We start from the raw sequence: 18,513 nt of genomic DNA, 5'->3' as shown, positions 1-18,513 counted from the left end.
GGCCCAGCGTGTTCAAGCCACCTGCCTCGCGTTCAGGCCAGCTACGTCCAGCGCGAGTTGCAGGTTCGCTTGCGCCCACGCCAACTGGCTGAACGGCGCCACACGCTCGCGCATCGCCGCGGCCGACTGTCGCCAATGCACGCGCTTGTTTGCAACCTCCAGCAAAGCAGGCCCCATCTCGGCCACGTCGTCCACCAGGCGACCGCACACTCCGTCGCCGAGCAGTGCCACGGCCCAGCCGATGCGCGGGGCCACCACCGGCACACCAGCCTGCAACGCATCAAAGAGGGGCCATGGCCCCGAATCGGCGGCACTGCTGATCGCCACGGCATCGAACGCGCCCAGCCATTCGCTCGCGCGCTGCATCGGAAACTGCTTGAAGTTGTGTGCGTGGCTCTCGACACCCGCCGCACGCAGGCGTTGCATCGCACGCTCAAGGCGCTCACCCACCAGCACCACGCGCGCATGACCGCGCAAAACACGCGCCGATTCAACGAACGCGTCGAGCCCGCTCAAGTCGACACCACCGTGGAGGGCCGGCCGCCCGACCCAGGCAATGCGGGGCAAGCTGTCGTCGCGCGCCACGGTGGCCCCTGGTGCGCCTGACCAACCCACCGGCTGCAAGATCCAGCGCCGCCGAGCCAGGTCGACCCCACCGGCCCTCAGCAGCGTGTCTTGCTGCTGATGGGTCAACGACACCGCGGCGCAGCGCGACACTGCCGCCCGCTCGCCACCCCCCAGGTAACGCCCGCCGTCGAACAAGTCGTGCAGTTGCACCACGGTGCGTGTGAAGTCGGGTGATGCGGCCGCCTCTTTGGCGCGGATGAAGATCCAGGCCTGCGCGTTCGGCATCGGCCTTTGCGTCGCGACCACTTGGCAAGATGGATGGCCCGCCGCCACCAGCGCCTGCTTCCAGCACTCGAAGAGCCAGCCGCGGTCTTCGGCCACCACATTGATCACCGGGAATGCGGCGCGCAGCAGCGGCACCACCCCGCGGTCACGCACGGCGGGAGCCGCCGGCGCCGCAGGCCGGCGCACCGCCGTCGCCAGCAGCGCGGCCACCCGTTCTGGGTCGCGCGCATCGGCCAGGCGCCACTGGTGGCGGATCAGGTGGTGCGCATAGGCGCGCCGGCAGGCAATGGCATCGGGCTCGGTGACGCTCAAGCGCAAGGCCGACCAGTCGGACGGGATGGCGGTGAGGAAGGGCGTGCGCGCGCCCTGCGAGGGCCACACGTTGCGGGCCAGCACGATGGCCGGCACGTCCCACAGCAGTCCGTCGTGCGCCACGTTGCTGTTGAGCGTCAAGATGCCGCTGCATGCGCCGCTCTTGAGCATCTGGTGGATGTTGCCGCGCGCATGCGGCCACACCTGGTCTTGTGCTCGCCGTACTTTCAACGCGAGGTGGCGGTTGTGGGTACGTGCGTCACTCGGGTGCTGCTTGAAGATCACCGGAAACGGCGGATCGAGCCGCGCCACATGGTCGATCAGGCGCTGCATGGTGCGCAGCGGGGCCGGCGCGTGGCGCACGATGTTGGTGTCGGATTCGATCTGCAGCGGCACCAGCAGGAACTGCGGCGGCAGCCCCGCCGGCACCGCCTTGTCGGCCTGCATGTATTGGTAGTAGCCGTTGAAGGTGTCAGCCTTGATCTGTGCAAGCCGCTTGTCGAGCGATGCCGAGTGCTCAGCCGACAGGGGCTCACCGTCCCACACAAACGGCGCCGCATGTGAATCGGCGTTGATGCCGGCAGAGCTGATCTGGTAGTCGGCCCTTGGCAGCCACCCATGTTCGCAATAGAGCGTGGGCCCGCGTCCGCGGTGGCCGGCGCCGTTCCAGACGATCGACAGCACCTTCGGATCTGAAGCCGTGCGGTAGGTGTCTCGCGACACCTCATGGCCGAGGCTCGCAGCAGTCTCGGCCAGCGTGTTGAGCAGCTGCGACACGGCGCCCGTGCCGCGTCCATCAATGGCAATTTTCATGGCGATGCTCCTTGGGGGTGCCACGCGGTGGGCGGGCGGTGCGCTGTGCAGGGGGGTGACGGGAACGAGAACCGGCGCCTGGGCCGACGACTGCCAATCGCCATCGGCCCGCACGCGCCGCCGCGGCAGCGAAGCGATGAGGCTCGCGCTGCTGAGGTTGACAAGTTCGATGCCGCGCTGCTGCAGTGCAAGCGCCAGCCGGCCGTACTGCGCATCGATCTCGCGCAAGCGCCCGGCCAGCGAGTGGCGGCCGGTGGCGGCAAAAAAATGGTGGTCGGTGAGGTCGACCCCGATCAGCCCGATGCGCCGGGCGCCCATCAGCGCGGCCAGGCACACCGCCACATACGGCGAGTTCTGCGCGTAGTGCAGCACCTGCGCGCCGCCATCGTCGGTGGCGCCGTAGCGGCCGAGCTTGAAGCGCACCACCGGCGGCCGCACCGTGCCCAGGTCGAGCTGGGTGAACAAGGCCTGCGCGTTCGACTGTTCGACATAGCGGAAGCGGTCGCCCTTGAACTGCGTGCGCGGGTTCACTACCACCAGGTAGCTCGGGTCGAACAGGCGGCCGACGTCGTTGACGCCGATCGTGACGAAGCGCTGCGGCTCAGCCAGGTCGTTGAGCGACGGGCCGCAGCCGCACACGACGATGCTCTCACCGCCGTGCCGGCCTTGAAAGGCAGCGAGCGTCGCGCCCACGCTCAGACCGCCGACAGTGCGCCCGGCACGGCGGGGGTGTCGGCGGCAGATGCCACCGGCTCCGCGTCGGGCGACGTGATCAGCCCTTCGAGCACGGCTGCGTGCACCTTGTCCGCCTTCAGTTCCTTGCGGATCTGCAGCAAGGCCCCGCCCAGCAGCGGCAACCAGTCCGTCTCGGTCAGCCCGGGCTGATGCTGCAGGGTGCGCAGCGCGACGTGCGCCGAAATCATTTGTTCACTGCCAAACTGCGCCAGCAAGCGGTCGAGCGAGTTCAGCCCGTCTTCAATCGCCGCGCTGCCTGCGCCGGTGAGCCGCTGCTGCCAGCAATCGACAAAGAGCCGGTAGGTCGCAGCCTTTTCTTCGCGCAGCGGCACGGCCAGCCGGTCGCGGCCCGATTGGCGCACCGCGCTGGCGACCAGCCAGGCCGCGAGCAGCACGACGACCGATGCAATCGCGGTGACGCGCGCCACCTGGGCATCGAGCGCGGCGAACGCGGCAGTGATGTGTTCGAGCATCAGCCAGGCGGCAAAAGCGAGCGCCGCCAGCAAGGCCAGCGCAGTGAGCGTCACGATGAGTTGGTTGAAAGTTTTCATGTGGGTCTCCAATCACGTTGAGAGGGAATGAGGCTCAGGGGAGTTCGGAAATCTGCAAGGTCTTGTCCAGCGCCCACGCGCGCTTCATGTGGGCCACGTGGTTGTCGGTCAGCTTGCCGGCCATCTGGGGGTTGCCACGGTCCAGGTTCTCCTGGATCGTGCTGTTGGCGACGCTGTCGCCGATGAACATGTTGCGCAGGTAGCCGAAGAAGACGCTGTAGCGTTCCTTGGCAGCGGCCTTGATGCCGGCCACAGACGCCGGCTTCACCACCACACGAGCGTCACCGATCGAAGCGCGTTGCTCCAGCAGCAGCTTGGCCGCGGAGACCTTCTTCTTGTTGAGCACAGCCATGTAGTGCCTGGACATGTCGCTCGACGACACGACGTGGCGGCGTGCCAGCTCCTTGCCCGCGGTTCGATCGACGTTGACAAGTTCGCCCTTGGAGTTCAGCCGCAGCTCCGACTTCTTCTTGTGCTGGGCCGCGATGCCGCGCTTCTGTTCCAGCGTGAAGCTGCCACGCGGCAGGTCGACGCCGCTGACCACGTCGTCGTCCACACCCCAGGTGGTGAAGGTGTCCGAGATGTGATCGCGCAGCGACACCATGCGGCCGTCCAGGCTCGCCATCAGCTTGTCAGCGGCCTTGAGATCCTTGCCCGCTGCCGCCTTGCCCGCGCCTTCGTCGTAACCGGCCAGGTCGTCCTGAAGCTTCTTCACCGCCTTCTCGTGCGTCTTGGCGGTGGCGACCGGCGCTGTGCGCTTGGCCGGGGCGATGCCCTTGTCCTTGCCCGCTTCTTCCAAAAAGACCGACGGCAGCTGCGGCGCCGATCGCAGCACCAGCGTCGCCTTCTTTTCGCTGCCCTCAAAGGTGAGCGTGTGCTTCTGGGTGCCCAAGCTCACCGGCACTTTCTTCTTCCACCAGTTGAGCAACTTCTTCGCACCCGCCTTCACCGCCCCCACCACCTTGCCGACCTTGGCGCCAACCCACTTGGCCACCTTCGCCAGCGTGTCGTCGACCTTGCCCTTGATCTTCTGGATCGCGGTGCGCACCTTGGCGGTGATGCCGTCGAGCCGCAAGAACCTGGCGAGGAAGGCGACCGCCAGCGAGAGCCCGCGCGCCAGGCCGTCTTCCATCGCCTGCGCCGCCGCACTGATGTTGCCGGCCGCGATCTCGCCGATCGAGCCGAGGAAGTTGCCTATCATCTTGATGATCTGCTTGGCCTTCTGGATCAGGAAGACGACGGTGTCGTAGATGCCGATGACGGCGCGGACGATGCCGGCGCCCGGCACCAGCAACATGCCGATCGTGATCGCCGCCTGCTCGACGATCTTTTGCTTGACGAAGTCTTTCGCGGCATCGAGGAAGGCGTCGCCCACATCGGCGGCCATGCCCTTCAGTTGCTCCCAGGCGGCCATCGGGCCTTCCTTGAACAGCGTTCTCACCAGGCCGGCGGTTTCTTCCAGACTGGCCACCACCGGCTCGGTCAGCACCGGCACGAGGTGCTTGCGCAGGTTGGCGTAGCTCACGCCGACCATCTCGAGCGCTAGCATCAAGATGCCCTTTGCGTCCCAAGTCGTGGGCAGTTTCACGCCTTCGAGCGAGCCGGTCAGCCATTCGAAGATTGCGTCCTTCAAGTGCTTCAAGAAGTTCTTGCCGAAGTTCTTGAAGCCGGTGACGGCGGCGCTGACCAGGTTCTTCACGAACTGAATCGGCTTGGTGAAGATCGCCTTCAGCACCGCTGCGCCCCTGCTGATGATTCCTTCGATCTCGCCCAGCGAATAGCCGAACTTCTGCAGCGCCCAGGTGAAGAACTTCTTGGCCGCCCACAGCAAGAGCTTGCCGAGCTTGGCCAACGCGCCGCCCATCTCGTCTTTCATCTTCTCGATCTTTTCGTCGATCGCCTTGATCGCCGCCTGCTGCTTGTCCTTCAGGTCTTTCTGCAGGTCTTCTTCTTTCTGCGCGACGAACTTGTCCATGGCGGCCAGCTTGTCGGCCATCTCGCCAGCCGTCTTGTTGCCGATGTCCTTCAGGCCGGGTTCCAGGTTCTTCACGTAGTCGGCGATCTGCTGCTTGGCAGAGGCCAGCTCGTCCTTGCACTCCTGGACCACGCGCTTGTTGTCGGCGCTGATGTCGGCCACCAGCTTGTCGACGGTGCCGACGAAGCTGCTGCGGTTGCGGTCGAAGATGGCTTTGACACCAGGCAGGTCTTCCATGCCCAGCAGCCAGTCCTTGGCCTTTCGTGCCCAGCCGAAAAAGCCCGAGTAGCGATCGGCCTTGTAGGCATCGAGGTCGGTCTTGACGGTGTCTTCGAAAGCCTTGGTCGCTTTTGCGTTGCCTTCATCGAAGCGCTTCATCGACTGCGTTTCGAGATCGGCCAGGCGCTTCTTCACCTTGGTCTGCGCGTTGTCGAACAGCGTGTTGATGTGTTTGGCGGTCTCCTCGCGTTTCAGCTGCAATGCGCTCTTGGCTTTCTTCTGCTTGTCAGCGGTGGCCCCCAGGCCGTTCTTGCGCTTGGTCCGCAGCGCGGCCCGGCCCTGGCGCTCTTCGGCCTTCAACGCGGTGTCGATCTTCGTTGCGCTGGTCTGCACGAACTTCTGCATCGCGACCGGCTGCTCCTGGGCCGCCTTCTCCATGCCTTTCTTTTCTTTGTTGGCCGACGCCAGGTCGCCGCTGTCGACCATGTCGAGCTGCTCTTGCGTGACACCCTCTTCCTTCAGCTTGGCGTCGCCTTGTTTGGTGAAGGCGCTGAGGTCGGTGTGCTCCTTCTGCAGCGGCGCGATGGCGTTCGCACCCAGGTTCATGGTGCCGGTGCCCGGTGCCGCCTCGATGGGCGGCAGCTCCACCGGTGTGTGGCCGCTCGGCGTGGGCGGCGGTGTTTTCTCCATGTCGGAGAAGGTCGAGACCACCGCATTCTTGTCGCCCTGCACCACCTCCATCACGTCGGTGCCCATGTGCTGGGCCTTCATGTCGCGCTTGAAGTTGTCGACGTCTTCGATCTTCTTCGGAGTGTTCGCGGCCAACGATTGTTGGAGCTGCTGCTTGCCCTTGTTTTCGTCAACCACCGGCTTCGGTTTGGCATCGACCATGCCAACCTGCCCAGCGTTGCTCTTCGACTGTTCGTCAGACACCGGGATCACCACCGCGGCGTCGGCCTGCTGGCGCTTATCGGCCGCTTCATCGTGGGTCTGTTCGTGCTGGCGCAGGCGTTTCAGCATGGCGCCGCCGCGCGCGAGCACGGGCGCCGCCTTGCCGATCAGGAACATCGCGACCTTGCTCGAACGGCCCACCGTCAGCGCAGCCGGCGCGGCACCGGGCTTGCCCGCTCCGCCGCCCGTGCCGCCGCGGCCGGCACGGCCTTCGGCCTGGCCTTTGGCTTGTTTGCCTTCCTTCTTGGCCGGCTCCTTCACCTGCGGCACCGGCTGGGGCGCTGGGCCCTTGCCGAGCTTGGCTTGCGCCGCCTCGGTCTCGGTCTTCATGCGCTCGAGCTCGTCGTCGGTCACCTCCTCGGGCACCTCGACCACCTTGCCCTCGGCAGTGCGCACGAAGCGCTTGCCGAGCAGCCCTGGAATCCGCAGCGGCAATGCGCTGCTGACCTGGCCGTTGACCTCACTCGCGCCGGCGCGCCGCACACGTCGCGAGCCGGTCAGTGCCGCCAGCACCCGCGAGGCCGAGCTCTTCGGCTTCTCGGGCACTTTGGCAGGGGCGACCAGCATCGACATGGCGTGTTCCGCTCAGGCGACCTTGCGGATGTTGAACAACAACAGAAACGCGCGGTTGTTCGCATTGCCGGTGCGGTAGACGCACTGCGCATCAACGAGGTCAGCGGCGAGCGAGGCCAGGCTCCACGATTCGGCCTCGTCGCAGCCCACAACGTGGGCCTGCAGCGCCGGCACGTCCTTGTCACGCCCGGCCTCGGCGACCGGGCCGAGCTTGGACACCGCGGCTTCGGGCACCGACTCGTTCTCCCAGCCCCACATCCAGGTCTCGGAGTTGGGCGACCAGCTGCCGGCCACCTGGATGTCGGCGCGGGCCTGTTCGATGTTGCCGGCATCGAAGAAGCGGATGGTCGCTTTTTCCAGATCGGTTTCGTAACGCACATGTGTGCCAATGCCGAAGCGCTCGCGCGCCGCGTCCATGCCGGCCTGGACACGCTCGCGTGCCGCGGCGACCCATTGTTCGTAGTCGTTGGTGTTCATCGCGTCCTCGTCAAACGTTGAACCAGCTTCGGATCGTCGGTGCCGGGATATTGGCCGGGGTCTTGGCGCCAGCGAAGCCCTCCAGCAGGCCTTGCAGTTCCTTCGCCTCGCTCGGGACGGCGAGCTTCTTTTCAGCGGCCGGCGTCGTGCTCGTGACCTTGACGATCTTGGAGTCCGGTCCGATGGAGTTGTCGTTGAGCGCCCCGTCCAGCTGACGACCCAGGTCCTGGTTCATCTTTCCCTGGATCATCGAAAAGTTTCCGCTGTCCTTTTCGTCTTTGCCACCGGACTGCAGGTCAAGCCGATGGTCGGCCTGCAGTCCCTTCATGATGGCGTAGCACCGCCCTTGGGGAGGCTCGGGGACGTTCTTGATGAACGCGATGATCGCGTTGCGGAACGCCTTCTGTCCGCCCTGGCGAAGCTCCCCCGTTGATTTGCGGCCGCTCGCGGTCGACGCGTCCGGTGGCCGAGTTTTCGCCTCCAACTTGGTCTTGCCGGCCACGCTGGCCTTGTAGAAGTTGACCTTGGAATTGAACTCCTCGACCGGCCATCCCCTTTCGAAGACGAATTTGACGTCGAAGGTCTTTGCAGCGACCTGGGCTGGGGTTTGCGCCACGAATACCGGGTTGATCTCGGCCCGTATTCCCCAGGTCTTGCCCTGCTCGACAGGCTCGAGGGTGGTCACCTTGTGGAAGATCCGGACGCCCGTCAGCAGCGGCCTGAGAACCTTCTCGCCGACCGGCTTGCCGGCGAAGCGGTTCACCAGTGCCGCACCGGCCTTGGCCGCCTTCTCCACCCGCTTCTGCTTCTCCTCCGGCGGCGCATCCTTGCCCGCGAGCTTGTCGATGAAGCCCTTGACCATCTTCTTGACCCAGCCGATCAGCTTGTCCATGGCGCCGTCGATCGGCGCGCGCACCTTCTGCAAGATGCCGTTGATCTTGCTGGCCACCTTGCCCAGGCCCGCGAACTGCGCGAAGAAGTTGATCGCGATCGTGAGCCCCCCGGCGAGCACCGATTCGACCTTGGACACCGCGGCGCCGATGTTGCCGTTGGCAATGGCGACGATCGAATCGACGAAGCCGGTGACCACCGCCATGATCTGCTTGATCTTGTTCTTGATCGTCACGATGGTGTCGTAGATCGTCATGATCAGGCCGATGAAGCCGGCGCCCGGAATGAACATCGCCACCAGCTTCGGGATGCCCTTGGTGATCACGGCCTCGATGATCAAACCCTTGATGCCTTCGACCACCTGGTCTTTCAGCGCGGCCAAGTCGGCCTTCATCTGCTCCCATGCCGCGGCCGGCCCTTCGTTGGCCAGCTTGACGACCACGGTGGCCCCCTTCTCCAGCAGCGCCACCGTGGTAGCGCCGAAGGCCTTCACCAGCTTGGGTTTGAAACGCGCATAGGTGAGGCCCAGCACCGAGAACGCAAACTTGATGATCTCGCCCAGGCTCAGCGCCTTCGGGATGTAGACACCGTCGAGCGACCCCGTCAGCCAGTCGATCAGGCCCTTCTTCAGGTGGGCCAGGAAGTTGCCTCCGAACGCGCTGAACCCGCCCTTGGCCGCGGCGATCAGGTTACCGACGAAAGGCGCCGGGTTCATGAGGATGCTCTTGAGCGCCGCGCCCGTCTTCTGCACGTAGCCCCACGACGCCGGGCTGACCGCCTGGAACACGATCTCCAGCAGCTTCCACATGGCGTCGCCCGCCCAGCTGATGAAGCGGCCGAGGAAGTTGCCGAACACCTTGGCCAGCTTGGCGAAGGCCAGCGGCACCAGGATGATGTCTGCGATCGTCAGCGACTTCAGGCCCTCCATGAACAGGCCCGGTATCTCGGAGACGAAGCTTTTGAGTGCGCCCCAGGCGCCCTGCATCCAGGCCCAGCACTTGTCGAGCGCGTTGGACTTCTTGATGTTGTTGTAGACCTCGTCCTGGCCGATGATCTTCATGAACCCGCCGATCATCATGTCGGCCGGGTTGTCCACCGCGTCGCCGGTCACCGGGTCTTCGCCCATCACACCCTTGAGCAGGTCGTAGCTGGGCGTGCCTTCGGCCAGCTTGCCCAAGGGGCGAAGGATGGCCTCCTTGATGAATTCGAGAATGGCATCGATGAAGCCGGCCACCAGGCTCTTGATCTGGTTGATGGGGTCGGTCACGAGGTGGATGCCGCGGCTGACCGCCGCGCCCGGGCTCGCCAGGTCCTTGACCCCGAGCGACTTCAGGAAGTCGATCACCGCCTGGCCCAGCGAGCCGAAGGCAGAGATCACGCCCTTCAACTGGCTGTAGGCCCAGTTGGCGATCTTGTCGAAGATGCCCGCGTTGTTGAGCGCGTCTGTCACCAGCGTCGCACCCGGGATGAACTCGACGATCGCGCGAAACACGTTGCCCGGCGAGGCATCGACCGCCGCGTCGTTGATCGGGTTCTTGCCGAGCACGATGGTCAGCATGCGAAAGCCCGGCAGGCCGTTGGCCTTCTCGGCAAAGTAGTTCTTCGCCGTGTCGAAACCCAGGCGCTGCACCTGCAACGGCGCACTTGCCGTCACAGAAGGCGCAGCCTCGCGCTGGACCTCTTCACGTTGAACAGCAGCGCGCTGCTGGATGGTGTGGGTCAGCTCGTGCGCGATCAGCTCGCGCCCGCCGGCACTTTCGGGGCTGTAAGCGCCCTTGGCAAAGAAGATGTCGCGCCCATAGGTGAACGCCGTCGCCGAGAGGCGTGCCGCGAGCCCTGCCGCCCGGTCATCGTTGTGAATGCGCACGCGGCCGAAGTCGGCCTTGAAGCGTGGCTCCATGAAGTCGCGCACCGCTTGCGGCAGCGGCTGCCCACCGCCGAGGCTGGCCTGGATCTCGGTGGCCACCTCTTGCGTGGCGGCGGGGGCGCCCTTGCCTTCGCGCTGCACACCCGCCGCCGGCAGCAGCGCGGAGTGCATGCGCGATGCTCCGCCTGTGCTGCGCAGTGGCGCTTTCGATCTGGCCGGAGGGGCAGATGCAGCCGCAGGCGGCGCCGCCATTCGGGCCACGGCACTGCCCACCGCAACCGCTTCGCGTTCGGCTGGATCGGTGGGCGACGACACACGCATCGCTGTCTGCACCTTCTGCGGCAAGAGCGTGCTCGACTCGCGCGTGAACGAGTCCTGCTTCTTGACGACGCTGATCGCCCGGTTGCGCGTGCTGCTTGCCTTGACCGCCGTCTGCCGCGACTTGGCCTCGGCAGAGGCGCGCAGCGCAGCGGCGGGGGAGACCATGGCTCAGGCCGGTGTCGGTACGCTGCGCCGCGCCACGTCGGCCGGGCGCAGCGGGCAGGTGCCGCCGGTCTTGCGGTACTCGCGCTGCAAGGCGGCGTAGAGGTGCTCGGTGCGCATGCCGCCACCCGCTTGCAGTGCGAGCAAGCGCGCATGCGAGACCACGTTGCGCAGCTGGCCGCCGGTCAGTGCGCAGCGGCAGGCCATCTGCTGCAACCAGTCGTCGTCGATCTCATCCGGCGTTTGCCCCGGCAGGGCTTCGCTGCCCAGGTGCAGCTTCAAGATGTCGTAGCGCCGCCATTCGTCGGGCGGGCGGAAGTTGATCACCACGTCCATGCGGCGCGAGAAGGCTTTGTCGATGCGCTCGGCGGCATTGGTGGTCACCAGCAAAATGCCATCGAAGCACTCGATGCGTTGCAGCAGGAAGTTGGTTTCCAGGTTGGCGTACCGGTCGTTGGAGGAACCCACGTCGGTGCGGCTGGCCATCAGCGCATCACCTTCGTCGAGCAACAGCACGGCGTCCAACTCTTCAGCGGCCGAGAAAGCGTGGTGCAGGTTCTTCTCGGTCTCGCCCAAGTACTTGTTGACGGTGGCCGACAGGTCGACGCGGTAAAGGTCTTTGCCGAGGGTGGATGCGAGCAGGCGCGCCGCCAGCGTCTTGCCGGTGCCGCTGCTGCCGGCCAACAGCGCGCGCACGCCGACGTTGCCCTGCGCCATGCCCGGGCTGCGTGCGGCCAGCTGTTCGCGAAAGCGGCAGCGCGCTGCCAGCGCCTCCAGCTCGTCGCGCGTGGGCGTGTCAACCGCCAGTTCGTGCAGCCCGCCGCGCCCGGGCAGGCGCGTGGCCAGCGTTTCCAGGCGTGCCGACTGCAGCACGCGGCACGCCTGCTGCACATCGGCTGCGCTCAGCGCGTCACGACGAGCCAACGCGGCCAGCCCGGCCGAGGTCTTGGCCACTCGCCGCACGTTGCCGCTGGTCAGCCGCGCCGCAGCGGCCAGTGTCAGCAGCGCTTGCTCGCCCTGCTCGGGCAACACCGACCGCCAGTGCTGCACACGCTGCGCCGGGTCGGGCAAGGGCAACTCAATGGTGAGCATGGCCCGCGCCTCAGCGCTGGACCACGCGCCGTGGCGGCCGGTGGCCACGCACAGCGGAGCGCCGGCAAACGGCAGCGGTGCGAGTTTGCGGGTCTCGCCCGGCGTGAGATCGCAATCGACCACCGGCACGGCATTCAAGAGCACGGCCAGCAACCCCAGCAGCCGCCAGTTCGACTCGTCTTCAAACACCAGCGCTTCGGCCACCAACACCGATTTGCCCAGCGCGTGGGCCACGCCACCGATGAGCGTCTTGCGGCCGTTGTGCAGCGGGCCGCGCACCAGCAGCACATGGTCGGCGTGGGCGCCCAACAAGACCGGCAGCGCGGCGCAGTTTTGTTGCACCTCGGCACTGGCAACATACGCCTCCAACGGGCACAAGGATGCATGCGGGTGGTGCTTCAACCAGCGCAGGGCCGGCGCGTCGCCCCGCAGGCCGTCCCACAGCGAATGCGGCACCGACAGCAGCCACTCGGGGCGAGGCGCGTCCGGGTTCAGCACCTGCAGCAGCCCGGTGCGCAGCAGCTCGAGCAGGCTGTGGCGCACGGCTTCGGCCCGGTCGATGCCATCGTCGCCCAGTCTCCACCACGCGAGCAGCAGACCGAAGCTAGGGCGCCGATGCTCGCGCGCCGAGGGCTCGAAGATCTGGCCGAAGCGCGGGTCTTCTTCGATCAGACCGGCGGCGAGCAGCAGCTCGAGTTCGAGCGGGCCGAGGCCCGCCTTGCGCAGCGCCCGCAGGGGCAGGTGTGCCTCACTGCCATGCTCCCATTGCGCGACCTTGGCTTCCCACTGTTGCCACGGTGGCGCATCACCCTCCAGGTGCGGCGCAATCTCGGCCTGGTAGTCGCCCAGGAACGGGTGGGCCGACAAGGCAGCCGGCGTGCCGCCCGGCGTGCATTGCGCAGTGATGCGCGCGATCACGCCGAAGAGCACCAGGCGGAAGTGCTGGGCTGGCGTGTGCGCCATGTCGGTGAAGTTGCAGCTGCTCATGTGAAGCGGAACATCAAGGAGCGCCCGGCGGCGGGGATCCAGCCTGGGTCACGGTCCAGGCCGGCGAAACGAATGGGCAGCGGCAAGGTGGCCAGCGCCAGGTGCACGTCGACCGCAGCGGTACCGACCTCCACCACCGCGTCATGGCAGCACAGCAACGCCGGCGCTTCGCTCACGCCCGCGCCCAGCGTGTGGTGCAGGCGCGCGTTCAGGTAAGCCAGCCAGTGGTGCAACCAGCGCGCCGCTTCGGCCCGCGGCACACGTGCCATCGGCGCGCGAGCGCGAACGAGAGCGGCCGAGCGCAACAACCCGTGCTGACCACACAGCGCACGCGCTTGTTGCAGCGGGCGCAACACGCGGTCGCGCGGCACGTCGAACACCGCGAAACCCTGCGGATGCAACACGCGCAAACGCTGCGCGCTGGCATGCACCTGCAGGCGATCCACGTGGCCCCAGGGAGCGAGCCAGCTTAAGTCAAGTTCCCAACCCGTGGGAGCGATGAAGCCGCGACCCGGCGGCGTGCGGGGTTGGCGCCCCGACAGCGAGGCCAACAAGGCCCACACCGGGTCTTGCGCAAAGTCATCGCCAAACCAGGCGCGGCCGGTCCAGGCCAGCAGGTCCCAGGGCGACAAGGCCAGGCCGGGTGTGCGCGGCATCGTGAAGTCGCCATACACCCGCAACGCGAGCGCCGCATTGAGCAGGTAGAACACACCACCGTAGCGGGTGCGCAGGGTGCGAGACGACACATTCGAACGAGGCGTGCCGGCAGATGGGCGGCTGCGTGTGGGGGTCGCTGAGCGCGCGGGCATGGTCACGGATGCCGTCGCCGGCAACCCGGCGGATTGCGGCTCGGGTTCGGGCAGGAAGTCTTGTGCTGCCTCGACCGGCGGCGCGTTGGGAGGAGCCGTTGGGTCGTCTTCAAAGGCCGGCGCCGCGCGCAGTGCGGGTGCCTGCGGGGTGGCATCTTCGGCAGCCCGCCGATGCCGCCCGCGCTCTGGCATGGCGAGCGTGCCATCAGCCACGTTCATCGCGACAGGCTCGATCGCTTGGGGTGCCGCTGCAGCGGCGCGTTGTTGCTCCACGAGAGGCGGCGCGGCGGGTGGCGCTTGCACCCCGGCCTCGACACCTGCCGCCGGCAATGCAGCGTGCAGCGCCGTCATCCACTCCGGCGTGCGGGCCCAGGCGGGCGCACGCACCAGCGCCAAGGCCAACGCGAGCAAACGGCGCTGCGCCGGCCGCAGCAGCGGCGAGTTGAGCTCCGGCACCAGCGAGAGCAATCGCCTCGCTGCAAACGCTGGGGCAGCTGAGGGCTCGGCGTGCGCGGTCGACTCAGGCGTTGGTGCCACCACACCTTCGGGCACCGCCCCCATGGGCCCAGCGGGGCCGGCCCACTCGCTCACACCATAAGCACGCTGCACGGAGCGCAGCGCTTGCGCCGCATCAGTGTCTTCGAGCTTGGCCACGCAGGCCACCACCTCACCGCGCTCGGCCAACAGGGCAAACGCGGGCACCAGCCGCTCGCCATGCGCCAGCACCTGCACACGCAGCCAGCGTGTCACTTCAAGGCGACCGATCACGCCGTGCCACCACCAGCGCTGCGCTACAGCGCCTTGCACCCAGTCACGCAACAGGCAGGCCACCAGCTCGGCCTCGTCGGCAAAGCACACCGCCTCGGCCTCGGCCGCATCCTCATGCAGCCAGGGCCGGCGCGCTGAGCGTGCGCGCTCGCGCAGTGCAGCCGACACGCCATGCCCGAAAGAGCCGCCCTCACTGGCGGGTCGCACGCCCCACCGCGCATCGGCCACCAGCCGGCGCACGAACAGCAGCGCCTGCGGAGCGAGGCCGGGTGGCGACCAATCGACATCGGCCAGCGCACGCTCCAGGCGCTGGCGCGCGCGCAGCGGGTCGCCACCGGCGCTGTGCAGCCGCACGCTGCGCAGCGCGGCGCCGTGGCTGTGCAAGAGCGGCATGTGTGCTCTGCTCAGAAGGCGTAGCGTGCCGCGAACAGCAGCGTCGAGTGCATGCTGAGCGGCGAGTTGTTGCTCACCGCGTGAAGCCCGTAGCGGCCTTCCAGCGACCACTGCGGCGTCAGCTGAAACTGCGCACCCACGCCGGCCGACACCCCGAGCCGGGTCGAGCCCGGGTTGAAGGCATACGCGCCCAGGCCTGCGGTCGCGAAGAACCGCGTCGGCTGTGGCGTGAAGTACCACTTGCCGTTGAGGCCCAGCACCGTGGCGTCGATGTCGGGCGCAGCGCCTTTGCCGCGGAAGCGGTGTGTGCCCAAGGTGGCTTCGACCGACAGGCTGCTGGTGATTTCTCGCTCCACGCCGAGGGTGAACGCAGGGCCTTTGTCGTAGGTGTTGGAGAAGCTGCCGTGGGGGATGGCGATGCCCAGGCCGCCCCAGATGGCGTAGCGGCCGCCGCCGCCGGCCACATCGGCCTTGACGGTGTTCACGGGCGTCAGGTCCGCTGGCTGAGCCTGAAAGCTGTCGGGACGGGATATCGGTTGATCCAGGAAGTGGAGCGACACCTGGGGCGGCGTGCTGCCGCTGAACGGGATGCGCGCGGTGTAGCTGCCATCCAGGTTGTCCACCGGCTTGACGGCTGGCCGGCCGGGTGTTGCGAACCAAAAATAGTTGGCCCAGCCCGGCCCCATCTTGCCGCCGCGCAGGTTGCGCGGCGTCGCGATGACCTGCAAGGCCCGCGCGTCGAGTGTGCCGATCACACTGGTGGCGTACTGCGTGGTGCCTCCAGCCGGCATGGAGCGCACGTGCACGGTCCGGATCGCCTGCCTGATGAAGCCGCCGCCCGATTCGGCCCGGCCCTGCACTAGAAACACGAAGTTGTAGTGCCCCTCGAAGTCGGCCGGCACCAGCGCGCTGTAGACCCCGTCGTTGGCTGAGCTGTCGCCGCTGGCGGCGCTGCCGTCGTCGCGCAGCGTGACGATGTCGCTGGCCTTGATCAACGCATTCGGATTGGCCGCCAGGATGGCGGCCAGCTTGCGCTGTGCCTCGTTGCCGGAGTCGGTACCGGCTGGCGCAGGTGCTGCCGCTGTATCGGACAACACATCACCGAGGTTGCTGCCGGGACGCACCACGAACACCTGGACCTGGGCACCCGACTGGCCGTTTAGCCCGAGCAGCTTCTGGTCAAGGTCGTTGATCTGCGCCGTCAGCTTGATCGAGCCACCCACGACCGGTTGTGTGGGTGCAGTGGCGAGAGCCGAGTTGACAGTGGTGTCATCGCCCAGCAACGAGAAGTCGAACGCAACCTCGCCCGCGTCACTGCTCAGGGGCGTGATCGTCACCGTCCACAGGCCGGCGCTCGCGGTCACGCCCTGGCGCGGGAAGGCGAGGTTGCCAACCAGCATGCCGGGCCGGGTGGCGGTCGTGGGCGAAAAGTCGATGGGCGTTCCAGCCGGTGGGGTCAAGCGCACGCGAAGCGGCCCCCGCCGGCCGTTCCAGTTGAGGTTGAACGCAAGGCTGTGCATGCCGCTCCCGACCGGCACTTGCGTGGTGAACGGCGCCGTCGAACGGGTCACGCCCTTGACAACACGTAGCGTTTCCACGGAACTGAACTTGACCGCGTTCTGCAGCACCTGCACGAACAGGTTGGGCAGGATGGAGGCGTCGTCCTCGGTATTGAGGTAGAAGCCGTTGCTTGCGGCAGAGACCTGCTGGTTGATGGTCGGATCGACGGCAACGCCGGCGCCCACCGTCACGCCGTAGATCTGGGTCGGTGGCTGGTTGGGCAGGGACGCCGCAGGCCCGCCGCTTGTGGTCTGGACTTGCGGCCCGGTCACCTGCACCAGCGGGGCGGTGTTCTGGTAGCCGTCGGTCATCAGCAGCACCACCTTTCGGTTGGGTTCCGAGGGCAACGGTGCCAGCGATGGTGCAGCCAGCAGCAGGCCACCCCCGATCGAGGTCGATCCGTTGGGTCCAACGGCCTTGATCTCGGTCTTCTCGTTGGCGAGGTTCAGCGTGCTGAAGTCCTTCAATCCGTCGATCGCCGAAGCGGGCCGCAAGGTCTTGAGCCAGCTGAAGTTGTCATCGAAAAACACGACGCCCAGCCGGTCGACAGGCGCCTGGATGCCGGGCAACGGGCCCTGCGCAGGGCAGTTCACCGCGAAGTTGGTGCATTCGTTCGCACGCAGCGCGGCCCACATGTCGATGAAGGTGTCCGTGGCTTCGCCGAGGCGGGCCATCTTGGTCGGCGCGCCCGGCGCACTGCTCACCGCGCTCGACATGCTGCCGGAGCGGTCGAGCACCATCACCGCATCGACGCCGACGCGGCCGCCCGCCAGGATCTGCGGTTGACCGACGACAGTGGCATGCGGGCCATCGTTGAGCGGGATCGGCCTGAATGAGGTGCCACAAGCCGGGTTCCCCGCGCCGGTGGTGTTCTTGTCCAGGCTTTGCACCGACACGCCAGTGATGCGCGCGGCACCCCCTACCACGCTGACGGTCCAGCTTTCGGGCGCATTCATCGTGGACAGGCATCCGCCCGCTTCGTCGATGTTGGAGCGCAGCCGCAGCAGCAGCACCACCTTGTTGTTGGCCGACGAGGCCGGGTCGGCGCCGGTGTGATTTGGCTTGATCACCGTGACGCGGTCTGCCTGCGCTGCACCGGCCGGCGTGTTGGGCAGGTTGGAGAAACAGACGCTGCCGGCAAAGCAATCGTTGTTGGCATTGGTCAGCACCATCGATTGGGTGGCCAACGTGCCACTCGTCGCCTCGCTGATCTGCAATGCGATGTTGGCCGAGTTGTCGAGCTGAAGCGTGATCTTGAGCGCCGAGATCTGCAGTTGCGGGTTGGTTCGCTGTGGCACGTTGATCTGGAAGCTGGGCACCGGCACGGCGTTCGCGGCGGCGCAGGCCATCACCGCGGCCAGCCCGCAAAGCAGGCGGCACATTACCGTCCGCATCGGATGAAGTCTCTTGTATTGCATGGTTCTCTCCTTGGGATTCTTAAGCCGTGCGCTCGACCGAGACACCGCGGGTTGCTGGCAGATTCGCGCCGGTCACGGTCACCGTGATGGTCGCGGGTCCGGAATCGCCGACAGCGACGCCGTCCGAGTCCTGCATTGCAGGGATGTCGACGACAAGAGTGCACTGCAGCGGCGAAGGCTGGATCAGAGATCCGGCCTTGGCGGTGAGGTTGAAGACCCGCTGGCTCGGCCCCGGATTCAGCGTGAGCACGACCTCATTGCTGGCTGCCGGCGCGACGAAGTTGAGCCCGGTGATGCGAGCCTCACGTTCCGAGCGCAAGGTCGTGAGGTTGGTATTGGTGTCGCGCGCATCGTTGATCGACGGGCTGGGGAGTCCGGGCACTTCCGGCAGCAGCGTGAAGGCGCGCTGGTCAGTGCCCTTGCTGTTGACGATGCGGACTTGCACCGGCCTCGTGGTCGCCGGCGGCACCGAGATCGTGGTGGGCACGGTGACGATCAGCTGCAGGTTGTTGCTGCCGGCCAGGAAAGCGGCTGGAGAGATCGGCACGCTGTCGATCGACAGCGCATTCGTCGCCAGGGGGAAGTCGAAGTTGCCGAAGATCGTGAGGTTGCGCCCCACGTTCTGCTGCAGCTGCGGAGAGAAGCCGGTGATCAGTGTCACGGAGGGCGAACCGCCCCCCCCGCCCGACAGCAACGCATCGTGCTCGTTGAGCAGACCGATGATGCGGTTGAGAAGATCCGACGAGATCACATCGCCGGGCCGAACCGTATCCAAAATTGTTGCCAT

The 18,513-nt window shown here is 66.7% G+C and carries 9 protein-coding genes; all 9 read right to left on the bottom strand.

Translation table 11 applies throughout. The features are described 5' to 3' along the window. Positions 1 to 12: 12 nt before the first annotated feature. From AC30QB_RS16315 to AC30QB_RS16275, 9 genes are read right to left on the bottom strand one after another with little or no spacing between them, the layout of a single operon-like run. A complete protein-coding gene (locus AC30QB_RS16315; protein ID WP_489547302.1) occupies positions 13 to 2,670 on the bottom strand; it encodes a glycosyltransferase in 2,658 nt (885 codons plus the stop codon). Between the two features lie 2 nt (positions 2,671 to 2,672). Next, entirely contained in the window at positions 2,673 to 3,263 is a 591-nt protein-coding gene (locus AC30QB_RS16310; RefSeq protein WP_489547301.1) for a hypothetical protein, read from the bottom strand. 34 nt (positions 3,264 to 3,297) lie between these two features. Beyond that, on the bottom strand, positions 3,298 to 6,981 hold the full coding sequence (locus AC30QB_RS16305) for a phage tail protein (RefSeq protein WP_489547300.1): 3,684 nt from the start codon (positions 6,979 to 6,981) through the stop codon (positions 3,298 to 3,300). A gap of 12 nt (positions 6,982 to 6,993) precedes the next feature. Next, positions 6,994 to 7,458 carry a DUF6882 domain-containing protein gene (locus AC30QB_RS16300; RefSeq protein ID WP_489547299.1) on the bottom strand — a complete coding sequence of 155 codons (465 nt, stop codon included), beginning with the start codon at positions 7,456 to 7,458 and terminating at the stop codon, positions 6,994 to 6,996. A 10-nt stretch (positions 7,459 to 7,468) separates the two neighbouring features. Beyond that, positions 7,469 to 10,702, bottom strand: a complete 3,234-nt coding sequence (locus AC30QB_RS16295; protein WP_489547298.1) for an eCIS core domain-containing protein — start codon at positions 10,700 to 10,702, stop codon at positions 7,469 to 7,471. Between the two features lie 3 nt (positions 10,703 to 10,705). Next, positions 10,706 to 12,778, bottom strand: a complete 2,073-nt coding sequence (locus tag AC30QB_RS16290) for an ATP-binding protein (protein ID WP_489547297.1) — start codon at positions 12,776 to 12,778, stop codon at positions 10,706 to 10,708. Next, complete coding sequence (locus AC30QB_RS16285) at positions 12,775 to 14,748, bottom strand: hypothetical protein (RefSeq protein ID WP_489547296.1); 1,974 nt, start codon at positions 14,746 to 14,748, stop codon at positions 12,775 to 12,777. Before AC30QB_RS16285 ends, AC30QB_RS16290 begins: the two co-directional genes overlap by 4 nt. Before the next feature lie 11 nt (positions 14,749 to 14,759). Continuing rightward, on the bottom strand, positions 14,760 to 17,726 hold the full coding sequence (locus AC30QB_RS16280) for an outer membrane beta-barrel protein (RefSeq protein WP_489547295.1): 2,967 nt from the start codon (positions 17,724 to 17,726) through the stop codon (positions 14,760 to 14,762). A gap of 19 nt (positions 17,727 to 17,745) precedes the next feature. Then, positions 17,746 to 18,513 carry a hypothetical protein gene (locus AC30QB_RS16275; RefSeq protein ID WP_489547294.1) on the bottom strand — a complete coding sequence of 256 codons (768 nt, stop codon included), beginning with the start codon at positions 18,511 to 18,513 and terminating at the stop codon, positions 17,746 to 17,748.

Origin of the sequence: Rhizobacter sp., assembly GCF_046595475.1 — a bacterium.
Taxonomy (GTDB): domain Bacteria; phylum Pseudomonadota; class Gammaproteobacteria; order Burkholderiales; family Burkholderiaceae_C; genus Rhizobacter.
This window is presented reverse-complemented; position numbering and strand designations above follow the sequence as displayed.